General features: G+C 53.7%; 1 rRNA gene. It reads left to right on the top strand.

The annotated features are described in order from the left end of the window. Positions 1 to 946: ribosomal RNA gene (locus AC0MA3_RS26340) — 23S ribosomal RNA — on the top strand; the annotation flags it as partial.

Raw genomic sequence — 946 nt, 5'->3', positions numbered from 1 at the left:
ATCTGGGGTAGGGGAGCGTTGTATGTGGGTTGAAGGTGTACCGTAAGGAGCGCTGGACAGCATACAAGTGAGAATGCCGGTATGAGTAACGAAAAGATCAGTGAGAATCTGATCCGCCGAAAGCCCAAGGTTTCCTGAGGAAGGCTCGTCCGCTCAGGGTAAGTCGGGACCTAAGGCGAGGCCGACAGGCGTAGTCGAAGGACAACAGTTTGAAATTACTGTACCACCGTAATCCGCTATGAGCGATGGGGTGACGCAGGAGGGTAGTGACGCGGACTGATGGATGTCCGTCTAAGCAGTGAGGCTGGTGTGTAGGCAAATCCGCACACCGTAAGGCTGGGCTGTGATGGGGAGCGAAAATTATAGTAGCGAAGGTCATGATCTCACACTGCCAAGAAAAGCCTCTAGTCAGGAGAAGGTGCCCGTACCGCAAACCGACACAGGTAGGCGAGAAGAGAATTCTAAGGCGCGCGGAAGAACTCTCGTTAAGGAACTCGGCAAAATGACCCCGTAACTTCGGGAGAAGGGGTGCCTCGGTAGGGTGAATAGCCCGAGGGGGCCGCAGTGAAAAGGCCCAAGCGACTGTTTAGCAAAAACACAGGTCTGTGCGAAGCCGCAAGGCGAAGTATACGGGCTGACGCCTGCCCGGTGCTGGAAGGTTAAGGGGAGCGGTTAGGAGCAATCCGAAGCTGTGAACCGAAGCCCCAGTAAACGGCGGCCGTAACTATAACGGTCCTAAGGTAGCGAAATTCCTTGTCAGGTAAATTCTGACCCGCACGAATGGCGTAACGACTTGGGCGCTGTCTCAACGAGAGATCCGGTGAAATTTTAATACCTGTGAAGATGCAGGTTACCCGCGACAAGACGGAAAGACCCCATGGAGCTTTACTGCAGCTTGATATTGAATTTGGGTACGATCTGTACAGGATAGGTGGGAGCCGTAGAA

The sequence above is a fragment of the Paenibacillus sp. LS-5 genome (assembly GCF_056121505.1).
The sequence above is the reverse complement of the archived record's forward strand: the minus strand, read 5'-3'. Positions and strand labels throughout refer to the sequence as shown.